The following is a 23,680-nucleotide window of genomic DNA, read 5'->3' as shown; positions in this document are numbered from 1 at the left end:
CCCGGGCGACGCACGGCGCGCATCGGCGCCGGACCGGCTTCTGCGCCGGTCCGGCGCCGATGCGTTCGCGGTGTCAGTGGCTGCCGGCGATGCCGTGTCGGGACGGGTCGCCGCCGAGCGAGGATGCCCCGTCGCGGGAGAGCACCGAGGCCCGGCTGCGGAAGGCGTCCTCACGGGCCGCTTCCTGCGGGTGCCGCGAGCGCCAGTACGGGTTGTCGTGGGGCAGATGGCCGCTGACCCGCCCGTACAGGCCGAATGTCATCACCAGCAGACCGACCACGAAGCTGAAGATCACGTTCGGCATCTTGAAGGACAGGTAGTTGATGTCCGGAGTGCCCATCAGGCCCAGATTGACGAACCCGCTGATCACGAACAGCGCGCCCACCACGATGTTCACGGTCGAGGCGGTGTTGCCGCCGATGATCGCGCCGACGATCAGGATCGCGCCGACCACGACCGAGATCAGGCTCAGCGCACCGTTGGTCGACATGCCGGCGACCTCGCGCCCGGTGGTGGAGAAGAAACCGACGTTGTTGGTGAACCCCAGGACACCGAACGTGATCAGCACGATTCCCATGAACCCGCCGCCGTAGCGGTAGACCTGCCCGAGCCGATGATCGACCGGCAATCCCTCGTCCAAGCCTGGCATGGCCGCCTCCCGGTATCCGTTTTGTGGAATAACTCCTCTTTATCCCTCTTCCCGGAAATACCGGATCGACGCGGCCGAAGATCAGCCGGACAGGCGCCGGTCGCCGCCGGCGGGAAGCCCCGGACGGGAGCCGCCCGCCGGTCCGGCTCAGCCGATCAGCTCCACATGTGCCTCGCGGATCCCGTACACGAACGCGTTCGGCATCTGGACCACCGCGCTGCCGGGCACCGGGCGCAGCTCGCGGACCCGGGCGAGCAGTTCCTCGAAGAAGACCCGGATCTCCAACCGGGCCAACGGCGCGCCCAGGCAGAAGTGGGTGCCGAAGCCGAAGGTGATGTGGTCGTTGGGCGTGCGCGTCACGTCGAACCGCTCGGGTTCGGCGAACACCGCCGGGTCGCGATTGGCCGAGCCGTACATGAGCACCACCTGGTGTCCGTCCGGGATCACCGTGTCACCGATGCGCTGGTCCCCGACGGCGACCCGGCACATGTTGTGGATCGGAGTGGTGTACCGGATGAACTCCTCCGTGGCCACCGCGAGGTCCGCGCCCGCGCGCAGCAGGTCCCACTGCTCCGGGTGCTCGATCAGGTACAGGAAGGTACGGGCGATCACCGTGCGGGTGGTCTCCGCGCCGCCGTCCAGCAGCAGCAGGCAGTCGCTCGCCACATCGCCCGGGCCCACCGGCTCGCCGTCGATCCGCGCCGTGGTCCACACCGACATCACGTCGTCCGCCGGGCAGGTCTTCTTCGTCTCGTACAGTCCCAGCGCCGACCGGATGAACTCGCCCGCCGCGGCCCGGCCGTCCTCGGTCAGGTAGCGCGGTCCGCCGCCGAGCGCGATGGTGCGCTCGGACCAGTCCCGCAACAGCGGCCAGTCCCGGTCGGGAAACCCGAGCAGCCGCCCGATCATCTTCGCGGGCAGTACGGACGCCAGGTCGCCGACCACCTCGACGGTGCCCTTGGCCACGGCGGCGTCCAGCAGCTCCACGCACGTCTCGCGCACGTGCGCCTCCCACTCGCGCACGCCACGCGGGGTGAACCACTTGCTCACCAGCTTGCGCCGTTTGTTGTGCAGCGGGTTGTCCAGGCCGATGATCGCCGGGTCGGCGGGCAGGTTCGGGCGGTAACCCCCCTTGTTCCGGTCGGAGTTGACGAAGTGCTCGCTGCGCGCCTCGACATCCTTGAGATCCGCGTGCCGGAAGACGCCCCACAATTCGTTGCCCGCGTCCCACGCGACGGGTTCGTGCTCGCGGAACCACGCGTAGTCCGCGTAGGGGCCGTTCGCGTACCAGTCGCCGTCGAGCAGGTCGAGCCTCGGTCGCGGGGTCGGCGTCGTCGTCATGGGCAGATCCTCCGGATCGCGTCCTGGGCCGGGGCGGGCTCGGGTACGCAATCACGAAGCGGGAGCGGAAACCATAGCCGCGCGGGCGACCGGGCCGGGGCCGGGCCGGGCTGTTGCGCGGGTGGTGGGTCGTTACGCCGGCTTCAGCACGATCTGGCCGTTGTTCACCGCGATCGGCTTCACGGCGAGCGGGCGAGGGGCCGGGCCGCCGAGGACCGCGCCCGTGGAGGCGTCGAAACTGCTGCCGTGGCACGTGCAGTTGATCTTGCCGGCCGCGACGTTGGCGACCAGGCACTGCTGGTGCGTACACACCGCGGTGAACGCCTTGAAGTCGCCGGCGGTGGGCTGGGTGACCACGACCTTGGCGTCGTCGTAGATCTTGCCGCCGCCGACCGGCACGTCGGCGGCCGCACCGAGCGTCTTGTCGCCGGCGGGGGCGGTGTTCTTCGTGTCGTCATCACCACCGTCGTCGTCGCCACCGCAGGCCACCAGGGTCGCTCCGGCGGCGGCGACGAGGGCGCCGCAGACCAGGATCCGGCGGGTGGGCTCGGCCCTACTCGTCGGCTCGATGCCCGTCGGCTCGACGCTTGCCGGCTCGGTGCTCGGGTCGCTCGTTCGCATGGGGTGCCTCCGTCGTCGGTCCCGGCGCCGGCCGATCGTGCGGCGCCGATGCAACGGAAACGTACGCGAGCGGCTCGTGGTTCGACGGATCGCTGAAGCGAACGGGTGTAACCGGTTCGAGGTCCTCCGGGAGGTCCGGTGGGAGGTCCTGCCGGAGGTCCCGCGGGAGGTTCCGGGAGAGGTCCGCCGAGGGGTCCTCGGCGGCCGGGTCGGCGGGGCCGGCCGGGTCCACCGGCTTTTCGGCGTCGGCGAGTTCGGTGTCCGCTGCCGCTTCCGGCTCGTCCGGTTCGGCGGCGCGGTCCGGCAGGGTGAACTCGATCCGGGTCCCGTCGGTGTACCCGGTGTCCACGGCGATCCGGCCGCCGTGTTGTTCGACGATTCGCTTGGCCATCGCGAGTCCGATGCCGCTGCCGGTGTACGTCTCGCGCGGGTGCAGCCGCTGAAAGGCCGCGAACACCCGTTCCGCCGCCTCGGTGGGGATGCCGATCCCGTTGTCGGTCACGGTGATCCGCCATCCGTCGGACACCGGCTCGGCGGCGATCCGCACCCGTGGCGGCTCGTAGGGGCGCTGGAACTTCACCGCGTTGCCCAGCAGATGCTGGACCAGCGTGGCCAACAGCGCGGGATCCGCGTCCACCACCGGCAGTTCGTCGTACGCCAACTCGGCGCCGGTGTCCTCCACCCGGTCCGCCATGTCCAGCCAGGTCTGCCGGACCAGGTCGCCCAGGTCGACCCGGGCACTTTCCGCGCGCGAGCGGCCCACTTCGGTGAGGGTGACCATCTCGTCGATGAGCACCTGGAGTCGGCGGGCGTTGTCGATGGTGAAGTCGATGTATTGCCGGCCGCGCCGATCGAGCACGTCCTGATAGCGCTCCTGGAGCATCCGGCCGAACGAGACGATCCGGCGCAGCGGATCCTGCATGTCGTGCGTCGCGGCGTGCGCGAACCGATCCAGGTCCGCCCGGGCGAGCCGGGCCCGCCGGGCGTGCTCCTCGACCAGGGCCCGCAGTTCCTCCCCGGCGTGGACCAGATCCCGGGTCTGCTCGCGCTCGGTCTCCAGCGCCCGGTCCCGTTCCGCGACCGACTCGGTCAGCCGGGCGATCTCGGCCTGCGTGCGGCGGGCCTCCTGCTCCGCTGTGCGGGCCCGCGCGTGCAGCTCCGCCATGGTGGCGGCGATCAGATCGAACTCGCGGCTGTCGTAGCGCGCGGCGCGCGCCGGCTGCGCGTTCGGATCGGCCAGCCGGGTGAGCGGCCGCTCGACGGTGCGCCGCAGCGCGGCCTCGATCAGCACGGTCAGCCCGACCACGAGCAGCAGATCACCGCCGAGCACCAGGAGCAGCCCGCGCGAGCGCGCGTCCCCGTCCAGCGTCAGACCCACCACGAGCGCCGCGACGGTGGCGAGCATCACTGCCGCGCACGGCACCCAGATCAGCCGCAACCGGGCGCGCACCGTCCACCACGAGTCCTCGGAACCCGCCATCGGTACCCCGCCCTCTCCGGCCCGCCGTCGCCCGCGCGAAACCCCCGCGCGGGTCCCCCTCGTGAAACCCTTCGTGGAACCCTTCGTGGAACCCTTCGTGGAACAAGGAAATTGTGGCAGTGCCGGGCGCGGCGCACGAGGGCATGATCGGGCCGCCCGCGTCCGAGTGCTCCGGGCGCACCCGGTGACCCGGAACGATGCGTGCGCACACCTTCCGCGCACAGATTCTTAAGGCATTCATAAATCACCCATACCGGGGTGCCGAGGCCGTGGATCTTCGGGATACGGTCGCAGGGCCGGCCGGGCGCGTTTGGAGAGACGGCGCCGAGCCGACGCACAGCGGGGGATTCCTGCGACCGTCGCCCTCCTCCCACTCGTTGGGGCGACGGTCGAAGGAACCCTTCGTCACGACTTCGTGACCGTGCGGGTATCGGCCTGATTCGTCCCCACCGGGGTATCCATCCGGCCGGTAGCGTCCACAGGCCGAGGCCGTATCCCGCTGAGAAAAATGGTGGTCGAGTGTCACGACGAACGTCGGATGTCGAGGCGACCCCGCACAGGCGTCGAGTGGTGATCGGCGCGCTCTTCTGCGTGGCCGCGGTCCTGGTGGTGGCCGGCCTCGCGTCGACCGGACGCATCTCGGGCCATCCCAGGTCGCGCGGTACCGGCGACGCCTCCCGCGGGTACCACCTCCCGGACCCGGCCGAGGGCGACCGGATCGCGGCGAGCCTGCTCGGCGCGGCGCCCGCCGGTCCGTCCTCCGAGCTGTCGTCGTCGCCCGTGCCCACGGAGTCCTCGTCGCAGGTCGAGCCGCTGCCGGCCTCCGATCCGCTGGAGGCCGCCCCGATCGCGGCGACCCCGGCGATCGGCGCGCTGCTGCACGTGGCGGAAGGGGAGGATCCGGAACACTTCTGCACGGCGAGCGTGGTGCGGTCCCCGAACCGGAACCTGGTGGTCACCGCCGCGCACTGCGTGTTCGGCGACGCCTTCGCCTCCGACATCGCGTTCGCGCCCGGCTATCACGACGGCGTGATGCCGTACGGCGCGTGGGTGCTCTCCCGGATCGACGTGGACCCGCGCTGGGTCGCCGACCGGGACCCGGACTACGACGTGGCCTTCCTCCAGGTGCGCCGCCCGGGTACCGACGACCGGATCGAGACGATCACCGGCGCCGAGCAGGTCGACTTCGATTCCGCTCCCGCCCGCCCGGCCCGCCTGATCGGCTACCCGGACGACGAGGACCAGCCGATCGGGTGCCAGAACACCACGTCGGCCTACTCCGACACCCAACTGCGCTTCGACTGCGCGGGGTTCCCCAACGGCACCAGCGGCGGCCCGATGCTCACCGAGATCGACCCCGCCAACGGCCGCGGCACGGTGATCGGCGTGATCGGCGGCTACCAGGAGGGCGGCGACGACCTCACCTCCTACAGCAGCTACTTCGGCCCCGACATAGCCGCCCTCTACGACCGAGCCCGCACCGCCGAGGTGTCCCCGACCACCTGACCCACCCCGGAAAACACCGAAACCCCGGCCGAAGCCGGGGTTTCTCGCCTGTTCGACCAGGTGCCCCCAGCAGGATTTGAACCTGCGACACCCGCTTTAGGAGAGCGGTGCTCTATCCCCTGAGCTATGGAGGCTTCGGGGCCGTGAGGTCCCGCAGGACAGGGTAGCGGAACGGTCGAGGGGGTGGCCGGCGGCTTTGGCGTGGGTCAGGGTTTGTTGACGGTCAGGACGACGGCGGAGTCCTCGAGGGCCTCGAGGGAATGGGGTTCCTGGGGGATGACGAGGAGGTCGCCGGAGGTGCCCTCGATGGTCTCGTCGTCGGTGGCCAGGCGGACGTGGCCGGTGAGGACGATCAGGGAGGCCTCGCCGGGGCTTTCGTGGGGGGCCAGCGAGTTGCCGGTGGTCAGGGCGATCAGGGTTTGGCGCAGGTGTTGTCGGGATCCGCCGAGCATGGTGACCGAGCTGCGGCCGGACGAGGTGGCGCGGGCCGAGGCGAGTTGCTCCCGGGTGGCCGTCCGGAGCGAGATTTTGTCCATGTATGCCAGTTTCGGGGGCGCTCACTCTCCGCGCATGTTCTGGTGTGCCCGGGCGTGCGGGGACTCCCGGGTCGGGTGATGCTGGGCGGATGGGCACGGCGTACGGCGCTCGCGCGCGACGCATGCTCGCGACCGTCGTCGGGGCGCGTGTCCGAGGTCGGGTTCGAGGCCGCCGACAAGGAGATATCCACTTGCTCGCGCATCGAAGAATGAATCTCATGACCACAGACGAGAGTGTTCGCACCCGCGGGACCGTGTTCGATCGGGACGGATCGCTGGTGGCCGACTACCGGCTGGGCAACCGGTCCGGTCGCCCGGCCGCGCTGGATCTGCGCCTGCACCGGTTCCCGGCCGAGCTCGCCGCGCCCGCCATCCTGACCGCGCTGCCCGGGTGGGTGGTGTCGACCGGCGAGGAGATCGGTGCGGTGCTGCTCGCCGCCGGCGGCCGACTGTTCCGCCATCTGCACCAGTACACCCGCGACCTCGGCCCGGACCTGGGGGACACCGCGTGGACCGAGGCGGGCATCGAGGCGCGCCCGGCGGTGTCCGTGCCGCCCTCGGCGCTGTACGAGAACTGGCTCGCCGCCTACCCGCCGGATCACCCGGATCGCGCCGAGCACCCGAATCCACAGGATGTGGACGGTCTGTACGACGGCCGCACGCTCGGGCCGCTGTGCGGGTTCAGCACCGTGGCGGTCGACGAGGAGCGGGTGGTCGCGGCCGTCCTGGTCAACGACGCCGAGTTGCTCGGGCCGTGGATCAGCGAGGTCTTCCGCGACCCGGACCCGCGGTACGCCGGGCTGGGCGGCCGGTTGTTGCGGCACACGCTCGGACTGGCGGCGGCCGACGGGCTGCCCTCGATCGGGCTCGCGGTCACCGAGGGCAATCCGGCCCGGAAGGTGTACGAGCGGCTCGGGTTCCGCCATCGCGCGTCGTTCATCCAGGTCGTCCTCCCGGGAGGGGAGCGGTAGACACCATGACGCCGAGATGAGACTTTAGTGTCTCATAAGAATTGAGGATGTTTCATGGCCGGCTCCACCACACCTTCGCCCGAACTCGACCCGACGCGCTGGGCCGTGCTCGCGATCCTGTCTGGGAGCCTGCTGATCATCGCGATGGACGCGACGATCCTGAACGTCGCCTTCCCCTCGCTGGTCGCGGATCTGCGGCCCGATTCGGTCGAGCAGTTGTGGATCATCGACGCGTACGCGCTCGCGCTGTCCGGCCTGCTGGTCACCGCCGGCGCGCTCGGCGACCGCTGGGGGCGCAAGCGACTGCTGCTGGTCGGCTTCGCGATCTTCGCGCTGGCCTCGCTGCTCGCCGTCGCGGCCACCGAGGCATGGCACGTGATCGCGGCCCGGGTGCTGCTCGGCGTCGGCGGCGCGGCGATCATGCCGTCCACGCTGACCATCCTGCGCCAGGTGTTCACCGACGCCCGTGAGCGGGCCCTCGCGTACGCCGTGTGGTCGGCGGTCTTCGGCGGCGGCATGGCGCTGGGGCCGGTCGTCGGCGGTCTGCTCGTGGAGTCGCACGGCTGGCAGTCGGCGTTCCTGCTGAACGTGCCGATCGCGGTCGCGGTGATCGCATTCGGACTGTGGCTGCTGCCCGAGTCGCGCTCGCCGCGCACCGGTAAGTGGGACTGGCCCGGGGTCGGCCTGTCGATCGTCGGCATGGGCACCCTCGCGGGCGGCATCAAGCAACTCGGCAAGGCCGGTGTCGCCGATCCCGTCGCGTGGGTCCTGATGGTGGTGGCCGCGGTGGCCCTGACCGTGTTCGTGCGCCGCCAGCTGCGGCTGGCCAACCCGCTGCTCCAGGTCCGGTTGTTCACCCATCGCGCGTTCACCATGGCCGCGACGGCGATCTTCCTGGGCATGCTCGGGCTGGGGGCGGCGTTGTTCCTGCTCAGCCAGTGGTTCCAGTACGTACAGGGGTACAGCCCGGTCTCCGCGGGGCTGCACCTGCTGCCCGCGCCGATCGCGCTGATCCTCGCGTCGATGTTCGTGCCCCCGCTGATGCATCGCTTCCCGCCCCGGAACGTGCTCGCGTCCGGCCTGGCGCTGATGGGCGTCGGGCTCGCGCTGCCGTGGATCGGGCAGCACTTCCGGGACGTGGACTACGTGCTGGTGGGCGTCGCGCTCGCGGTGGTCGGATTCGGCGTCGGTACCCTGGCCACCGTCGCGTCCGTGGTGCTGATGTCCTCGGCGCCGGCCGCCGAGTCCGGTGGCGCGGCGGCGATCGACGAGACCGCGTACGAACTCGGCGCCGCGCTGGGCGTCGCGATCCTGGGCAGCCTGGCGTCCTCGCTCTACCGGGCCGACCTGGCCGATCTGGACCTGGGTCCGGCCGATCTGGCGGCGGTGCGCGAGTCGATCGGCGAGGCGTCGGTGGTCGCGGCTCGGCTCGGCACCGGAAGCCTCTTGGACCGGGCCGGCGAGGCGTTCACGTCCGCCATGACGCCGACCTTCCTGGCCGGCGGCGTGGTCGCGATGATCGCGGCCGGACTGGCCTGGCGGCTGACCCCGCGCGACCTGCAACCCGCGCCGGACACGCACTGACGGCCGGCCGAAACCCATCGGTAGACGACGGGCGCGCGTCCGTCGATGGCGTCGGATAACAGTGGATAAGCCGATATTCGCCGCCGAATCGATGCCGGCTCGCGGAGTCGACCTGGGATCGCCGGGGCAGGGCCGGGCGCGTGCCTTAGGAACATCCGGGCCTCGTCGACCGTTGAGCGGATCGTAGGCACCAAGCGGCACCCCCACAGTACGCATGGGCCGCCCGACGCCGGGCAGGCGCTCGCAGGGGCCGCTATCGGCCAACCTTTCAACAGTACATCTGCGGACGGAATATCACAGGCTTCTCGTTCGTTCGAATTACTGACGAACGCGAATGAAAGCGAGGGCTAGAGCATGCCGACTACACGTGGTGTGGCCCGACAGGGCGCCGAGCGAGTGGCGGCTTCCCGCACGCGGAAGGCTGCCGACGTCGAGCGCGACACGGTCGGTGTGTACCTGGACGAGATCAGCCGCACGAAGCTGCTCGACGCGGAGCGCGAGGTCGAGATGTCCAAGGACATCGAGGCCGGGCTGTACGCACAGAAGCTGATCGACGAGGACGCGGTGCCCGAGGGTGTCGAGCAGGCCGAGCTGGACCGCCTGATCGAACGCGGCGCGCAGGCCAAGGAGCTGTTCATCCAGGCCAACCTGCGTCTGGTGGTGTCCGTCGCACGGCGCTACCCGCGCAGCGGGATGCCGTTCCTGGACCTGGTTCAGGAGGGCAATGTGGGCCTGGTCCGCGCGGTCGAGAAGTTCGACTACGCGAAGGGCTTCAAGTTCTCCACCTACGCGACGTGGTGGATTCGGCAGGCGATCACCCGCGCGATGGCGGATCAGGCGCGCACCGTGCGGCTGCCCGTGCACCTGGTCGAGGAACTGAGCAAGATTCGGCGGGTGCAGCGCGAGTTCGCCCGTGACCACGGCCGCGATCCGGAGATGGCGGAGATCGCCGAAGCGGTGGGCTCCACCCCCGAGCGTGTCGTGGACGTCATCGGCTGGGCGCGCGATCCGATCAGCCTGGACACCCCCGTGGGTGACGACGGCGAGACCGAACTGGGCGAACTGGTCCAGGAGACCGACCCGTTGACGCCGGAGGACATCACCCTGGCGACGCTGCGGCGCGAACAGATAGCGGACCTGGTGGGTCGGCTCGACGGCCGTACGGCCACGATCCTGCGGGCGCGCTACGGCATGGCGGACGGCAAGGAGCACACGCTGACCGAGGTCGGGAAGCAGCTCGGCCTCACCCGCGAGCGGATTCGGCAGATCGAGAAGCAGGCGCTCGTCGAACTGCGCGAGCTGGCCACCGCCCAGGGGCTGGAAGCCGCGTGACGCGGGTGCCACCGGGGCGCCGGCACACTGGTGCGATGGCGGATGCGGATGCGGAAGTACGCGCGACGAGTGGGCCGGGCGAAGCGAGGCGGCGGGACGCGTTCGGCTGGGACGACCTGCTCCCGGACGTGAGCTCGGACGAGACCGACTCCGGATGGGGCGACGCGCGCACGGCCGCCGACCCGGCGGACCTGCGCCGATTCCTGGACGACAAGCCGCCGCATCACCTCTGACGACCGGCGACGCGAGACTGGGCGACATGAGACTCGGCGATACGAGACGGCGGGCCCGCACCTTTCGAGGAAGGTGCGGGCCCGCCGTCTCACGTACATCTGCCTGGTGCCGTCCGACGCCCGCGCCGGTGTGTGGGTGCGAGTCGGGGCGTGTGTGCTGTGTGTGCCGTCGGCCGATCAGAGGTCGGAGCGTGAAGAGCGCGAGCCGGGGACGCCGTGGTTCGGTTGGTTCGCTTCCGCCTCGGGGTTGAGCCGCGCGGCGAGCAGATCGCGGATCTCGACCAGGAGTTCGGTGTCGCTGAGTTCCTTCTCGTCGGCGTGGCCCAGGGCCCGCTTGCGCCTTTCCATCATGTGGTTCAGCGGCAGCACGAGCAGGAAGTAGACGACCGCCGCGGTGATCAGGAAGGTCAGCGTCGCGCCGAGGACCGAGCCCCAGAGCAGTTGCACGCCGGTTGCCTGCCCCTTCGCGTCGACTCCGCACGGGCCCTTGATGCAGGTGGTGTAACCGTCCAGGTTCTTGGTGCCGAAGGCACCCACGACCGGGTTGATCATCCCCTTCACGAACGCGGTCACGACCGCCGTGAACGCGGCGCCGATGACCACGGCCACGGCCAGGTCCACGACGTTTCCGCGCATGAGGAACTTCTTGAAGCCGCCCACTGCTTGATTCCCATCGATCTTGATCGGTCGAAGCCTCGAAGGGGCGAACCGATCAATGATCAATACCGGGAACAGTAGTGACCACTGAATACCCCCTGAAGCAGGACAACTCGCACGAGTCTGCTGTCATTCGCGATCCGTCGCAACAGGGCCGTTCGCGAGTCTGTGGATGGTATAGGTCAGCGCCGGTCCGGTCGCCACGCCCGCGAGTTCGGCGGCCACGGGGCGGGGGACTTCGAGGATCAGCAGGGCTCCCGTCGAGGAGCCGGACGATGCCGGCCGGGCCACCACGAGCGCGCCGGGCACGATCAGGCGCGCGGGTCCCGGGTGGTCGGCAAGCGGCGCGGCCAACACGTCGATCCGGTCGCCCGGGCGCAGTACGGCCACCGCGTCGGCGTCCGCGAAGCGCGCGGGCAGGGCGACCGTGCCCGGGTCGCGCGGGGCGCCGGAGCGGGCCACCCGGACGTCGGTCACCGGTTCGCCCCGGCGCAGCGGACCGGTCAGCGCGACCCCGGCCGCCTGGCCCACCGTGTGCAGAACTCCCGCCGGACGCAAGGCCGTCGGCATCTCGACCAGGGTCAGGTCGGCGGGTCCGGGGGTGCTTCCCGCGGCCAGATCGCGCGCGGCCACCACGATCGGTGTGGTGGCCGCGGGTGCCGGGCGGACCGCCACGATCACCGCGAGCACCGCGACGGCGGCGGACAGCGCGGCCAGGCCGCGGCGATGGCGGGCCAGCACGCGCCGCCACGGCGTCCGGGCGCTCGGGGGCGGCGGCGCCCGGAACGCCGGGCCGAACGTCGAACCGGGCGAGGACCCGAACGATCCCGAAGCGGACATCACACCTCCAGCGCGGGCAGCGCGAAACGGCACGGACGGTGCGGCCCGACCCCCGTCGGAACCGGGGCGGGAAACGAGGGCCGAGCCGCGTTCCCACCGTGCCGCGCGCCGCCGCACCCCGGCCGAGGTGTCTCCTCGCCTGTGCACAACTCCGCCCCTGGGGACAACCGGTCCACTCGTGTGAGTGACGACCCGGCCCCGACCCCCACCCGCCTTGGCCTGCGCGCGACACACCCCGCCACGGCGACCCCACACACCACGAAGGCCGCCCCCCGAACCGGGAGACGGCCTTTCGTACGTTTCGACACTGCCACCACGCGGGCCGCGCGCAACCGCGCCCCAGGGCAAAACGCCGGGCCGACACGCTAGGCGGGTCGCTCGACCTCCGCCGTGCCACACGCGCACGAACGCGTCTTCGGCAGCGCCGCGACCACGTCGAACAACAGCGTGCGCAACCGGTCGACGTTGGCCGCGAAGACCTCCATCACCTCGGCGTGGGTGACCCCCTCGCCCGCCTCGACGCCCGCGTCCAGGTCGGTGACCAGCGCGACGGCGGTGCAGCACAACCCGAGTTCGCGGGCGAGTACGGCCTCGGGGTGTCCGGTCATCCCGATGATCGACCAGCCCTGAGCCGCGTACCACTTGGATTCGGCGCGGGTGGAGAAGCGCGGGCCATCGATCACCACGAGCGTGCCGCCGTCCACCGGATCCCAGCCCGACGTGCGTGCCTGGGCGGCGACCACCGCGCGGCCGTCCGCGCAGTACGGGTCGGCGAACGTGGTGTGCACGACCGGCGGGAGGCTGCCGTCGGCGAGCGGGAGCCCGTCGAAGAACGTCTGGGTGCGACCGGAGGTGCGGTCGATCAGCTGGTCGGGGACCACGAGTGTGCCCGGGCCCAGCTCGGCGCGCAGGCCGCCGGTCGCGCACGGCGCGAGCACCTGGGTCACCCCGACGGCGCGCAGGGCCCACAGGTTGGCGCGGTAGTTGATCCGATGCGGCGGGATCGCGTGGTCGCGGCCGTGCCGGGGCAGGAAGGCCACCCGACGGCCGGCCACCTCGCCCAGGAACAGCGCGTCACTGGGCGCGCCGTACGGCGTGTCCACGCGCACCTCGACCACGTCGTCCAGGAACGCGTAGAACCCGGAGCCGCCGATCACGCCGATCTCGGCCGGGGCCACCCCCGCCGGCAGCACGCCGGTCGTCATCGGTCAGGCCGCCGTCGACGTCGTACCGGACGAGCCGGACGAGGACGACGACGAAGAGGACGACGACGAACCCGAGGACGAAGACGAGGAACCGCCCGAGTCGGACGAGGAGGACGACGACGCGGCCGCCGGGGTCGCCGCCGGGGTCGAGGACGTGCTCGAGCCGCGGCTGTCGGTGCGGTAGAAGCCGGAGCCCTTGAACACGACGCCCACGGCCGAGAAGACCTTGCGCAGCCTGCCCTGGCAGGCGGGGCACTCGGTCAGCGCGTCGTCCGTGAACTTCTGGACGGCCTCAAGGCCCTCGCCACAGGCGGTGCACTGGTACTGGTACGTCGGCACGGTCTGGTCCTCCTTCGACAGACAGGTCAGCTGGGTACTGGCACTCTCACCTGTCGAGTGCCAATGGTGCAGCATTCACCGGAGATCCGTCCACCACGGTCGCGGTCATCGGTGTAATGGGTGTCACATCCGGGCTCGGCCGCAGCAGTCGCTGCCCGGTGAGCACCACGAGGAAGCCGATGCCGGCCGCCGCCAGGGTGAGCGCGAATCCGGCGCCCGAGCCGCGCGCGTCGGTCAGCATCCCGGAGAACGTCGAACCGAGTGCGAGGCCCAGGCCGATCGCGCCGGTCAGCCACGTGAACGCCTCGGTCTTGGCCTCGGCCGGGACCAGCGTGTCGACGAGGGTGAAGCCGGTGATCAGCGTGGGTGCGATCGCCAGTCCACACAGCAACGCGACGGGCACCATGATTCCCACCGTGGGGATCGCCCACAGCGGCGCGGTGCCCAGCGCCAGCAGCGCGAACGTCACCAGCATTCGGCGGTGCGCCGCCCGTCGCCAGGCGATCGCGCCGTAGACCGCGCCGGCGATCAGACTTCCGCCCGCGAAGACCGCGTACAGCGCGCCTGCCAGCCCGGGTACGCCGGATTCCTCGGCGAACGCGGTGACCGAGACCTGCACGGTCCCGAAGACCCCGCCGATGCACACGAAGGCCACCACCAGGAGCCGCACGCCGCCGATCCGCAGCGCGGACACGCGCGGCGCGTCGTCGGCCGTGCGGACCACCCGCCGGGGCGCGGTGCCGCGTTGCAGCGCGAACAGCAGCGACCCGATCAGGGTCAGCGCGGCCTCGACGACCAGCCCGGCGGCCGGGTGCACGCCCGTGGCCAGGAAGGTGGCCACCACCGGGCCCACCACGAAGGTGAACTCGTCGGTGACCGATTCGAACGCGAACGCGGTCGGCAGCAGCGGCGACCGCTCCAGGTGCGCGGCCCAGCGGGCCCGCACCATGGAGCCGATCTGCGGCACGGTCGCGCCGGAGAGCACGGCGGTGACGAACAACAGCCACAGCGGCGCGTCGGTGAGCGCGGCGACGATCAGCGCGGCCACCGCCGCGCCGTGCAGCACCGCCCCGGGAACGACCACGGCGGCCTGGCCGAAGCGGTCGGCGAGCCGACCCGTCTGCGGGCCGACGAAGGCGAGCGCGACGGCGGCCGCGGCGGAGACCGCGCCGGCGGTGCCGTACGAACCGGTCGTGTGTTTGACCAACAGCACGATGCCCAGGCCGAGCATCGCGTAGGGCAGCCGCGCGATCAGCGCGGGCACCAGGAAACGCCAGGCGGACGGGGTCCGCAGCAGCGAGGAGTATGTGGATATCACGCGCACCACTCCTCGTGGGCGCGTCGTGCGGTCCGATGCGTGGGCATCGTGGATGTCGCTTCCTGCCACCTGGTGACGCACATGGGAAACCCCGGTGCGCCGAGAGCTGTCCTCGAAAGCGTCCACCGGGGTAGATACCGAAGCTGTGCTTCGGCCGCCGTGCGGTCCTGACGCCAGCCCTGCGTCAGGCAGAGTCGGTGTGTGGAGGGGATCGGCGATCGAGGCGCCGTGAGGCGCCCCGATGGCAATCAATCAACCAACCGATCGTACCTCACGTGTCGCCCTTGACCCCGAACCAGCCCGCGAGCTTGCCGCCCCGGCTGACCGCGCGCAGTCGGTCCTCCGCGTCGTCGCGCACCGTGTCGGTGGCCACCACGAGCAGGTCGTCACCGCGCCGCAGCACGGTGGTCTGCTCGGGCACGAAGCTCTCGTCGTCGCGGACGATCAGAGTGACCGCCGCGCCGCGCGGCAGTCGCAGCTCGCCGACCTCCACGCCGTGCATGCGCGAGCCCGGCGGCACGCTGACCGACAACAGGTGACCCTGGAGCCGCTCCAGCGGCGCGGACTCCACGCCCAGGTCGGTCGGCTCCTGCTCGCCCGCGAAGCCGGCCTTGCGCGCTATCCACGGCAGCGTCGGTCCCTGCACCAGGGTGAACACGACCACCAGTACGAAGGTGATGTTGAACAGCCGCTGGGCGTCCGGGACGTTCTTGACGATCGGGATGGTCGCGAGCACGATCGGCACCGCTCCGCGCAACCCCGCCCAGGACAGGATCAACTGCTCGCGCCACGGTATGCGGAAGGGCGTCGTGGTGACGATCACCGACAGCGGTCGGGCGACCAGCAGCAGGATGGTGCCGATCACCAGCGCCGGGACGATCGCGCCGGCCAACTCGTGCGGGGTGACCAGGAGTCCGAGCAGGACGAACAGCCCGATCTGGGCGATCCAGCCGAGCCCCTCGGCGAAGCCGCGCGTCGCGGGACCGTGCGGGAGCTGCGAGTTGCCCAGCACCAGCGCGGTCAGGTAGACCGCGAGGAACCCGCTGCCGTGGGCCAGCGCGCCGCCGGAGTAGGCGAGCACGCACAGCGCCATCACCGCGATCGGGTACAGGCCGGACGCCGGCAGCGCGACGTGGCGCAGACCGTACGCGCCGATCCTGCCCACCGCGAGGCCGACCACCGCGCCGATGGTCAGCTCCATGCCGATCTCGCCGAGGATCACGTACCACGGTTCGACGTGACCCACGTGGGCGAACGTGACCACCAGGATCACCACCGGTGCGTCGTTGAACCCGGATTCGGCCTCCAGCAGACCGGTCAGCCGATGCGGCAGCGGCAGCTTGCGCAGTACCGAGAACACCGCGGCGGCGTCCGTGGAGGAGACGATCGCGCCCATCAGGATCGCGGTCGACCAGTCCACGTCCAGCACGATCCTGGTGGCGAACGCGGTGATCGCGACGCTCACTCCCACCCCCACGGTGGACAACACCGCCGCCGCCGGCACCGACGGCCTGATCTCCTTCCAACTGGTCGCTATCCCGCCCTCGGCGAGGATTACTATCAGCGCGGCGTAGCCGAGCGTCTGGGTCAGCTCGGCGTTGTCGAAACCTATGCCGAGGCCGTCGTCCCCGATCAGGGTTCCGAGTCCGAGGTAGAGCAGCAGGCTCGGCAGTCCGGTCCTGGTCGCCAGGCGCACCGCTATCACGGCGGACAACATGACGAGGGCACCCAGGAGCAGGACCTGGTTGAGCTCGGGCACGGACACGTGCGTCACCTCCGGCGGTCGTCGGTCCGGCCACCCCCCAGGCGGCCGCACGGAGTGCGGAACAAGAAGGCAGGGCGACGACGGGCAAAGCCGGCGACACCGCGATGCGCAGGCAATCAGCGAGCCATGGGAAGGGGGGCCCTGCCGCGCCGGCGAACCGGCGATGAATTACCTACGCCTGGCGAATATTTTACCAAAGCGAAGGATCCATACCCCACAGGGGTCCCGTCTCGTACCCGTGGCTGTGATGCCGGCGACGCTCGGCTTTTAAGGTGTCCTTGCCGCACCGACCGCATAAGGACCTTGATGCCTCCCTCGAAGACGCCCGACCCGGAGCAGCCCCCCGGTGGCCAGGACGCCTCATCCCCCGGGTGGGACGACTGGCCCACGGGCGAGTGGCCCACATCGCAGTGGGCCGCGGCGGATCCGGTCGCGGCCCAGCGGCGCGCGGACGAACGCGCGGAGCGTGAACGTCGAGCCGCGTCCGAGCCGTACGACGAATCGGAACCGTACGGCGAGCCCGAGCCGTACGCGCCGCACCAGCCGCAAGAGCCGTACGCACCACAGGAGTCCTACGCCGCCCGGGAGCAGCCGTACGCCCAGGAGCCCTACCCGGCCGCCCAGGAGCCGTACACCGCCCAGGAGCCCTACGCACCGCCCGAGCCGTACGCGGAGCCGCCCGCACCGGCGGCCGTTCCCGCTCCCGCTCCCGCCGGGCCGCCCGCGCCGCGAGCCGGCGAGCCGCCGCGGGTCGAGTCCGCGCCGGTGCCCGCGCCGGCGGCCGAGCCCACGCCCGTCGCCGATCCCGAGCCCGCAGCCCCGGCCGAGGCGCCCGCGCCCGGTGCCACCGCCAAGGTCAAGGAACGATCGACGACCCCCAAGGGGCCGTCCAAGGCGTGGCGCCGCTTCCGGTTGACGGCCATCGTCCTGGTCGTGGTGCTGGCCATCGTGATCGGTGGACTCGGCTGGTGGGGCTGGCAGTTGTCGCGCGACTCGTTCCCGCAGGCCTCCGGCACGGTCCGGGTTCCGGGGCTGACCGGCAAGGTGGACGTGGTCCGCGACGCCAAGGGCATCCCGCAGGTGTATGCCGACACGTCCGAAGACCTGTTCCGGGGGCAGGGCTACGTACACGCCCAGGACCGGTTCTGGGAGATGGACGTACGCCGGCACATGACCGCCGGCCGGCTGTCCGAGATGTTCGGCTCCGGTCAGGTGGAGAACGACAAGTTTCTGCGCACGCTGGGCTGGCGCAAGGTGGCCGAGCAGGAGTACGCGGCCATGCCGCCGGAGTCGCAGAAGTTCCTCCAGGCCTACTCCGAGGGCGTCAACGCCTACCTCAAGGACCACAAGGGCGCCGACGCGTCGTTCGAGTACGCGCTGCTCGGCCTTGTGCACGACGGCTACAAGGCCGAGCCGTGGACCCCCATCGACTCCGTGGCGTGGCTCAAGGCGATGGCGTGGGACCTGCGGACCAACATGCAGGACGAGATCGACCGGGCGCTGCTGTCCGACAAGCTGACGGTCAACCAGATCGACGAGCTCTACCCGCCGTACCCGTACGAGGCGAACAAGCCGATCGTGCGCGACGGTGCGATCGTCAAGGACGGCAAGACCGAGCGCTTCGCCCAGGAGGCTCCGCCCGCGGTGCCCTCCAAGAGCGCGCAGAGCGCGCTGACCGGCCTGTCCGAGTCGTTGTCCAAGCTGCCCTCGCTGTTCAGCGAGAAGTCCTCCGGTGTCGGCTCCAACTCGTGGGTGGTGGCGGGCAGTCGCACCACCACCGGCAAGCCGCTGCTGGCCAACGACCCGCACCTGTCCCCGTCCCTGCCCTCGGTCTGGTACCAGATGGGCCTGCACTGCCGCACGGTCGGGCCCAAGTGCCAGTACGACGTCTCCGGCTACACGTTCTCCGGCATGCCGGGCGTGATCATCGGCCACAACCAGAAGATCTCGTGGGGCTTCACCAACCTCGGCGCCGACGTGACCGACCTCTACCTGGAGAAGGTCCAGGGCGACACCGTGCTCTACGGCGGCAAGTTCGAGCCGTTCGTGGACGTGCGCCAGGAGACGATCAAGGTGGCCGGCGGCGCCGATCGGCAGATCACCGTGCGCACCACCCGGCACGGGCCGATCCTGACCGACGTGTCCGACGAACTGGAGGACGTCGGCAAGGACGCGCCGATCCCGGACCCGAGCCCGCAGCGCGAGGAGGGCTTCGCGGTCGCCCTGCGGTGGACCGCGCTGGACCCGGGCACCTCGATGGACGCGCTCTTCCAGCTCGACAAGGCACAGAACTGGAACGACTTCCGGGCCGCGCTGAAGAACTTCGACGTGCCGTCGCAGAACGCGATCTATGCGGACGTCGAGGGGCACATCGGCTACCAGGCGCCCGGCAAGATCCCGGTGCGGCGCAGTGGTGACGGCCGCTGGCCGGTGTACGGGTGGGACCCCAAGTACGACTGGGTGGGCACCATCCCGTTCGAGTCGCTGCCGAACGTGTACGACCCGCAGGACGGTTACATCGTCACCGCCAACAACGCGGTCACCTCGCCGGCGTACCCGTACCTGATGACCTCCGACTGGGGCTACGGCTCCCGCAGTCGGCGGATCGAGGAGATGATCACCACCGCGCCGGGCAAGATCGACGCGGCGGCGATGCAGAAGATGCAGGCGGACGACGTCAACCCGGTCGCGCAGTTCCTGGTGCCGTACCTGCGCGACGTCAAGATCGACGATCCGTGGGTGCGCGAGGCGCAGGACCTGCTCAAGGACTGGGACATGCGCAACGACGCGGACTCCAAGGCCGCGGCGTACTTCAACGCGGTGTGGCGCCAGGTGCTCATGCTCGCCTTCGGCGACAAGATGCCGTTCTCGGTCCGGGCCGACAACGACTGCGCGAGCAACCCGACGACCAACCATGTGCAGTGCGGCGACCGGGACGACTCCACCGCGCAGCCGGACGGCGGCGACCGGTGGAACGAGGTCGCGCGCACGCTGCTGGCCAGTCCGGAGAGCCCGTGGTGGAACATCTCCAAGAACCCGGGCGCGATCACCACCCGGGACGGCCTCCTGCACAAGGCGATGACCGAGGCGAAGAAGGACCTCACCTCCCGGCTCGGCAAGGACATCGACACCTGGTCGTGGGGTCGGCTGCACACGCTGACGCTGCGCAACCAGACGCTGGGCACCGAGGGGCCGGGCGTGGTCAAGTACATGCTCAACCGCGGGCCGTATCGGATGTCCGGCGGCGAGGGCCTGGTCAACGCGACCGGGTGGAACGTCGCGCAGGGCTACGAGGTGACCACCGTGCCGTCGATGCGGATGGTGGTGGACCTGGCCGATCTGGACGCGTCCCGGTGGATCAACCTGACCGGCGCCTCAGGGCACGTGTGGCACGACAACTACACCGACCAGACCGACCTGTGGCGCAAGGGCAAGACGCTGGCGTGGCCGTACACGCCCGCCGCGGTGGACAAGGCGGCCAAGCACCGGCTGGCCCTGGTCCCGGGCGACCCGGTCGCTCCGGCGGCCCCAGCCGGGCCGTGACGGCGGCCCGCGGCGGTGCTACCGGCTGAACCGGTACACCGCCGCGGGCGTCACCGCGATGTCCACGGGCACGTCGTGCGGCTCGGCCGGCACCCGGTCGAGCACCTCGTCGTCGTACAACAACACCACCGTCACCGCCGCCCGCACCCGGGTGAGCGCCCGGTCGTAGGACCCGCCGCCACGGCCGAGCCGAAGACCCCGGCGGTCCACCGCGAGCCCCGGCACCACCAGGACGTCCGCCGTGCGCACGCCCTCGACGCCCAGCCGCGGTCCGATCGGCTCGCGCAGCCCCCGGCCCGCCGGCACCAGCGACGCCGGCCCCTCGTACACGGCCCAATCCAGGTCGTTGTCCGCCAGCAACACCGGCAGCAGCACGCGCCGGGTCGATCCGGCGGCGAGGTCCTCGGCCAGATCCCGCCCGCCCGGCTCGGAGCCCACCGGAACATAGGCGGCGACGGTCTCGGCGCGGGCCACCTCGGGGAGCGCGAGGAGCGCGTCGCGGAGCGCGCGACACGCCGCGACACGCCGATCCGACCCCATGAGTGACCGTGAGTGCAACAACTGTGACCTCAGCGTGGCCTTGTCGTTGAGGATGTCCTTCATGCTGTTCCCTGAATGACGTGTTTGGACGGGTTACCGAAGGAGTCCGCGCAATCGACACAGTTCGCGCCACCGCACCGGACCCGGATCCCGCATGGCCCTGACTTTCGAACGCCTCCTGATCATCCTGCTGGTCGGCGCGCTCTCGGTGGCGGTCGGCTCGCTGGCGGTCGCCGTGCGTCGGCTGCGCGCGATCGCCGGGAACGAACTGCCCGAACTGCGGCACGAGGTCACCCGCCTGGAACTCAGTCGCGCCGAGTTGGAACGGCTGTCGGTGACCGACCCGCTGACCGGCGTGTGGAACTACCGCTACCTGCAACTCGTGCTCGACCGCGAGGTGATGCGCGCGACCCGGTTCGGCCGGCCGCTCGGGTTGCTCATGCTCGACCTCGACCATTTCCGCGACGTCAACGAACGGCACGGTCACCAGGGCGCGAGCGCGGTGCTGCGCGAGGTGGCCCAGCGGCTCGCCCTGGAGATCCGCCAGGTGGACACGATCGCCCGGTACGGCGGCGAGGAGTTCGTGATCCTGCTGCCCGAGACGGACGCGGCCGGCGCGGCCAAGGTCGCCGAACGGTTGTGTTACGCCGTGCGGCGCGGCACGTTCGGCGCGGCGACCGACCCGGTCCGGCTGACCATGGCGATCGGCACGGCCGTACTGCCCGGCGACGGCACCCACTCCGCGACCCTGCTGCGGGCCGCGGATCGGGCACTGGGTCGGGCCAAGCGGGCGGGTGGCGACCGGTTCTGCGGCCCGGATCCGGTCGAGGGCGGACCGGCGGGCGACAAGCGTCCGATCGCCGGGCTTAACGGGACCCCGGGCGACCTCACCCGTTAGTGTGCGAGCCATGCATGCGCGTCGTTCGTTCCACATCACCAAGGCCGTTGTTCCCGCCGCCGGCCTGGGTACCCGCTTCCTGCCGGCGACGAAGGCCACGCCGAAGGAGATGTTGCCGGTCGTGGACACGCCGGCCATCCAGTACGTGGTCGAGGAGGCGGTCGCGGCCGGGCTCACCGACGTGCTGATGGTCACCGGTCGCAACAAGCGTCCCCTGGAGGACCACTTCGACCGGGCGTACGAACTGGAACACGCGCTGGCGGCCAAGGGCGACGTGGATCGACTCAAACTGGTCCGCGAGTCGAGCGAGTTGGCCGCGATCCACTACGTGCGCCAGGGCGATCCGCGCGGCTTGGGCCACGCCGTGTCGTGCGCCCGCCCGCACGTGGGGGACGAGCCGTTCGCGGTGCTCCTCGGCGACGACCTGATCGACCCGCGCGATCCGCTGCTGAGCACGATGTTGCGGGTGCGCCGGGAACTCGGCGGCAGCGTGGTGGCGCTGATCGAGGTGGACCCGGCACAGATCCACCTCTACGGCTGTGCGGCGGTCGAACCGCTGGCTCCGGGCGTCTCCGAGCCCGGCGTGGTGCGCGTCACCGACCTCGTGGAGAAGCCGGAGGCGGGCGGCGCCCCCAGCAACTTCGCGGTGATCGGCCGCTATCTGCTCGACCCGGCGATCTTCGACGTGCTGGAGAGCACTGCGCCCGGTCGGGGCGGCGAGATCCAACTGACCGACGCGCTGCGGGTGCTCGCGGGTCGCGAAGCCGCCGACGGCGGCACCGTGCACGGCGTGGTGTTCACCGGCCGCCGGTACGACACGGGTGACCGGGCCGACTATCTGCGTGCCATCGTGAAGCTGGCATGCGAGCGTGAGGATCTGGGACCCGCGTTTCGGGCCTGGCTGAGGCAGTACGTGAACGAGGAGATGCAGGCATGAAAAGCGTCGAGGACCACCTTGCCGGGATCCTCGGACGGATCGCGCCGCTGGCCCCCCTCGAACTGCAACTGCTCGACGCGCACGGCAGCCTCCTGGTCGACGAGGTCGCCGCCACCGGCGACCTGCCGCCGTTCGACAACTCGTCGATGGACGGCTATGCGGTACGGGTCGCGGACGTCGCGGACGCGGGTGAGCGCTACCCGGTGGTGCTCGACGTCGTCGACGACATCGCCGCGGGCAACGCGCCGAAGATCGCGATCGGATCCGGCACGTGCGCGCGGATCATGACCGGCGCGCCGCTGCCGGAGGGCGCGGAGGCGATCGTGCCGGTCGAGTGGACCGACGCGGGCATGCCGACGGTGCGGATCACCCGGGCGCCGTCGAGCGGCCAGTACATCCGGCGCCGCGGCAGCGACGTCACCGCCGGGCAGACGGTGCTGGACGCGGGCACCGCGGTGGGCTCGGCGCAGGTCGGCCTGCTCGCCGCGATCGGCCGCGAGCGGATCCGGGTCCGGCCCAAGCCGCGCGTGGTGATCCTGTCCACCGGCAGCGAGCTGACCCAGCCCGGCCGGCCGATCGGCCCCGGCCAGATCCGCGACTCGAACAGCTACATGCTCACCGCCGCCGCACGCGAGGCGGGCGCCATCGCGTACCGGGTCGGCAACGTGCCCGACGACCCCAAGATCCTGATCGACACCATCGAGGACCAGTTGATCCGGGCCGATGTGGTGGTCACCACGGGCGGGGTGAGCGCGGGCGCCTACGACGTGGTCAAGGAGGTGCTCTCCGAGCTGGGCACGGTCGAGTTCGGCAAGGTCGCGATGCAGCCGGGCATGCCGCAGGGCTTCGGCGTGATCGGCCCCGACGAGACGCCGATCTTCACCCTTCCCGGCAATCCGGTCAGCGCGTTCGTGTCGTTCGAGGTGTTCGTGCGTCCGGCGCTGCTGCGCATGCAGGGGGCCGAGGTCACCGAGCGGCCGATCGTGCGGGCCACCTGTTCGGCGGCGCTGAAGTCCCCCGAGGGCAAGCGCCAGTTTCTGCGTGCCTGGTACACCCCGCCCGCGGCGGGAGTCGGCGAGGGCACCGTGGACCCGGTCGGCGGCACCGGCTCCCACCTGCTCGGCAGCCTGGCCAGGGCGAACGCGCTGATCACCCTTCCCACCGACGTCACCGAGGTCGCCGAGGGCGCCGAGGTGTCCGTGATGCTGCTCGGCTGAGCGCCGCGATCGAGCGCCGAGATCCCCGGCCCGGGGGGGCCCCGCCAGCGGGGCGCCCCCGTGTGGCGCGAAAGGTTGCCCCCCCCCCCCCCCCGCCCGGCGCCCCCCGGGGGGGGGGGGGCCCGCCCAACGGCCCCGGCGGGGGGGTGGGCGCACACAGCCGTGAGA

At 71.1% G+C, this 23,680-nt stretch carries 21 protein-coding genes and 1 tRNA gene; 9 read left to right on the top strand and 13 right to left on the bottom strand.

Annotated elements, in window-relative coordinates; genetic code table 11:
• Positions 1-73: 73 nt before the first annotated feature.
• From ACIBSV_RS18570 to ACIBSV_RS18555, 4 genes are all read right to left on the bottom strand, one after another.
• Entirely contained in the window at positions 74-649 is a 576-nt protein-coding gene (locus ACIBSV_RS18570) for a DUF4383 domain-containing protein (protein ID WP_395864226.1), read from the bottom strand.
• A gap of 147 nt (positions 650-796) precedes the next feature.
• The gene (locus tag ACIBSV_RS18565) at positions 797-1,990 is read right to left on the bottom strand and encodes a cytochrome P450 (RefSeq protein WP_395864224.1); all 1,194 of its coding nucleotides are present in this window, start codon (positions 1,988-1,990) and stop codon (positions 797-799) included.
• Between the two features lie 132 nt (positions 1,991-2,122).
• Entirely contained in the window at positions 2,123-2,611 is a 489-nt protein-coding gene (locus ACIBSV_RS18560; RefSeq protein WP_395864222.1) for a Rieske (2Fe-2S) protein, read from the bottom strand.
• Positions 2,544-4,091, bottom strand: a complete 1,548-nt coding sequence (locus ACIBSV_RS18555; RefSeq protein WP_395864220.1) for an ATP-binding protein — start codon at positions 4,089-4,091, stop codon at positions 2,544-2,546. The genes ACIBSV_RS18560 and ACIBSV_RS18555 overlap by 68 nt, the downstream gene beginning before the upstream one ends.
• Before the next feature lie 519 nt (positions 4,092-4,610).
• Here ACIBSV_RS18555 and ACIBSV_RS18550 point away from each other — a divergent pair.
• Positions 4,611-5,597, top strand: coding sequence for a trypsin-like serine peptidase (locus tag ACIBSV_RS18550; RefSeq protein ID WP_395864218.1), 987 nt, complete (start codon positions 4,611-4,613; stop codon positions 5,595-5,597).
• Between the two features lie 61 nt (positions 5,598-5,658).
• On the opposite strand, the gene ACIBSV_RS18545 is transcribed toward ACIBSV_RS18550, so the two are convergent.
• Both ACIBSV_RS18545 and ACIBSV_RS18540 read right to left on the bottom strand, forming a co-directional pair.
• Positions 5,659-5,731 (bottom strand) — tRNA-Arg (locus tag ACIBSV_RS18545).
• A 72-nt stretch (positions 5,732-5,803) separates the two neighbouring features.
• Positions 5,804-6,133, bottom strand: coding sequence for a cupin domain-containing protein (locus tag ACIBSV_RS18540; RefSeq protein WP_395864216.1), 330 nt, complete (start codon positions 6,131-6,133; stop codon positions 5,804-5,806).
• A gap of 218 nt (positions 6,134-6,351) precedes the next feature.
• Here ACIBSV_RS18540 and ACIBSV_RS18535 point away from each other — a divergent pair, with 218 nt between their 5' ends.
• The 4 genes from ACIBSV_RS18535 (at position 6,352) to ACIBSV_RS18520 (ending at position 10,253) form a co-directional block, all read left to right on the top strand.
• Complete coding sequence (locus tag ACIBSV_RS18535; RefSeq protein ID WP_395864215.1) at positions 6,352-7,104, top strand: GNAT family N-acetyltransferase; 753 nt, start codon at positions 6,352-6,354, stop codon at positions 7,102-7,104.
• 54 nt (positions 7,105-7,158) lie between these two features.
• Positions 7,159-8,688: an MFS transporter gene (locus tag ACIBSV_RS18530; protein ID WP_395864213.1), complete on the top strand. Its 1,530-nt coding sequence runs from the start codon at positions 7,159-7,161 to the stop codon at positions 8,686-8,688.
• Positions 8,689-9,042: 354 nt separating this feature from the next.
• Complete coding sequence (locus ACIBSV_RS18525; protein ID WP_395864211.1) at positions 9,043-10,020, top strand: RNA polymerase sigma factor RpoD/SigA; 978 nt, start codon at positions 9,043-9,045, stop codon at positions 10,018-10,020.
• Between the two features lie 35 nt (positions 10,021-10,055).
• A complete protein-coding gene (locus ACIBSV_RS18520) occupies positions 10,056-10,253 on the top strand; it encodes a hypothetical protein (protein WP_395864209.1) in 198 nt (65 codons plus the stop codon).
• Between the two features lie 177 nt (positions 10,254-10,430).
• On the opposite strand, the gene mscL is transcribed toward ACIBSV_RS18520, so the two are convergent.
• From mscL to ACIBSV_RS18490, 6 genes are all read right to left on the bottom strand, one after another.
• The gene (gene mscL / locus ACIBSV_RS18515; protein WP_395864207.1) at positions 10,431-10,913 is read right to left on the bottom strand and encodes a large conductance mechanosensitive channel protein MscL; all 483 of its coding nucleotides are present in this window, start codon (positions 10,911-10,913) and stop codon (positions 10,431-10,433) included.
• Between the two features lie 126 nt (positions 10,914-11,039).
• On the bottom strand, positions 11,040-11,750 hold the full coding sequence (locus ACIBSV_RS18510; protein ID WP_395864205.1) for an SAF domain-containing protein: 711 nt from the start codon (positions 11,748-11,750) through the stop codon (positions 11,040-11,042).
• A 365-nt stretch (positions 11,751-12,115) separates the two neighbouring features.
• The gene (locus ACIBSV_RS18505; protein ID WP_395864203.1) at positions 12,116-12,955 is read right to left on the bottom strand and encodes an S-methyl-5'-thioadenosine phosphorylase; all 840 of its coding nucleotides are present in this window, start codon (positions 12,953-12,955) and stop codon (positions 12,116-12,118) included.
• A gap of 3 nt (positions 12,956-12,958) precedes the next feature.
• A complete protein-coding gene (locus tag ACIBSV_RS18500) occupies positions 12,959-13,294 on the bottom strand; it encodes an FmdB family zinc ribbon protein (RefSeq protein WP_395864201.1) in 336 nt (111 codons plus the stop codon).
• Between the two features lie 46 nt (positions 13,295-13,340).
• Positions 13,341-14,612, bottom strand: coding sequence for an MFS transporter (locus ACIBSV_RS18495; protein WP_395864200.1), 1,272 nt, complete (start codon positions 14,610-14,612; stop codon positions 13,341-13,343).
• 271 nt (positions 14,613-14,883) lie between these two features.
• The gene (locus ACIBSV_RS18490) at positions 14,884-16,386 is read right to left on the bottom strand and encodes a potassium/proton antiporter (RefSeq protein WP_395864198.1); all 1,503 of its coding nucleotides are present in this window, start codon (positions 16,384-16,386) and stop codon (positions 14,884-14,886) included.
• A 297-nt stretch (positions 16,387-16,683) separates the two neighbouring features.
• On the opposite strand from ACIBSV_RS18490, the gene ACIBSV_RS18485 reads away from it, so the two are divergent.
• Entirely contained in the window at positions 16,684-19,920 is a 3,237-nt protein-coding gene (locus ACIBSV_RS18485; protein ID WP_395864196.1) for a penicillin acylase family protein, read from the top strand.
• 18 nt (positions 19,921-19,938) lie between these two features.
• On the opposite strand, the gene ACIBSV_RS18480 is transcribed toward ACIBSV_RS18485, so the two are convergent.
• Positions 19,939-20,523 carry a 5-formyltetrahydrofolate cyclo-ligase gene (locus ACIBSV_RS18480; protein WP_395864194.1) on the bottom strand — a complete coding sequence of 195 codons (585 nt, stop codon included), beginning with the start codon at positions 20,521-20,523 and terminating at the stop codon, positions 19,939-19,941.
• Between the two features lie 91 nt (positions 20,524-20,614).
• On the opposite strand from ACIBSV_RS18480, the gene ACIBSV_RS18475 reads away from it, so the two are divergent.
• The 3 genes from ACIBSV_RS18475 to glp are packed head-to-tail and all read left to right on the top strand — an operon-like array spanning position 20,615 to position 23,512.
• Complete coding sequence (locus tag ACIBSV_RS18475) at positions 20,615-21,358, top strand: GGDEF domain-containing protein (protein WP_395864193.1); 744 nt, start codon at positions 20,615-20,617, stop codon at positions 21,356-21,358.
• A 10-nt stretch (positions 21,359-21,368) separates the two neighbouring features.
• Entirely contained in the window at positions 21,369-22,295 is a 927-nt protein-coding gene (locus tag ACIBSV_RS18470; RefSeq protein WP_395864191.1) for a UTP--glucose-1-phosphate uridylyltransferase, read from the top strand.
• A complete protein-coding gene (gene glp / locus ACIBSV_RS18465) occupies positions 22,292-23,512 on the top strand; it encodes a gephyrin-like molybdotransferase Glp (protein ID WP_395864189.1) in 1,221 nt (406 codons plus the stop codon). The genes ACIBSV_RS18470 and glp overlap by 4 nt, the downstream gene beginning before the upstream one ends.
• Positions 23,513-23,680 lie beyond the last annotated feature (168 nt).

The sequence above is a fragment of the Embleya sp. NPDC050154 genome (assembly GCF_044460165.1).
Lineage (GTDB): Bacteria > Actinomycetota > Actinomycetes > Streptomycetales > Streptomycetaceae > Embleya.
Note: the sequence above shows the minus strand (reverse complement) of the source record. Positions and strands in the feature narration are given on the sequence as shown.